This window comes from uncultured Muriicola sp., assembly GCF_947258935.1.
GTDB lineage: Bacteria > Bacteroidota > Bacteroidia > Flavobacteriales > Flavobacteriaceae > Muriicola.
Window position 1 is genome coordinate 38644 of the sequence record NZ_CAMYKH010000029.1, and the last position, 603, is coordinate 39246.

General features: G+C 52.9%; 1 pseudogene. It reads right to left on the bottom strand.

Features of this window, described 5'->3' with window-relative positions:
* A pseudogene (locus Q0X72_RS07095) lies at positions 1-603 on the bottom strand (hypothetical protein); the annotation flags it as partial.

Consider the following 603-nt stretch of genomic DNA (forward strand, 5'->3'; position numbering starts at 1 on the left):
CTGGTTTCAGCATCCTGAGTAAGATCATCGGTAGCCAGATTAACAAGCACAGGTAAGGTTACGGTATTGCCTCCTGTCCCGGAAATAGTAAGATCTCTGCCCGCATTGGATAGTGTTTGGATCTCGTTGGATGGATTGGCATCGGCATCGTTAACATTAAGCGTAATAGAGTTACCTCCTGTTATGCTAATGTTACCAGCACTGTTGTTTGTTGCCAGGGTTTGGTCATCGGTAGCAGGATCTCCCGGAATTCCCTGAATTCCTTGTATCCCTTGCGGCCCCTGAGGTCCGGCAGGTCCTTGAGGTCCCTGAGCACCGTCTAAGCCATCAGCACCATCGTTACCTGGTATTCCCTGAGGTCCCTGAGCTCCATCTATACCATTTGTTCCGTCAGCGCCATCGTTTCCAGCTGGACCTTGTGGTCCGGCAGGTCCTTGAGGTCCCTGAGCACCATCTGCACCAGCAGGTCCTTGTGGTCCCGGATCTCCTTGTGGGCCTTGTGCACCATCTAAACCATTGGTTCCATCAGCTCCGTCATTTCCGTCAGCGCCATCTGCACCAGCAGGTCCAACAGGTCCTTGTATTCCTTGTGGTCCCGGGTCT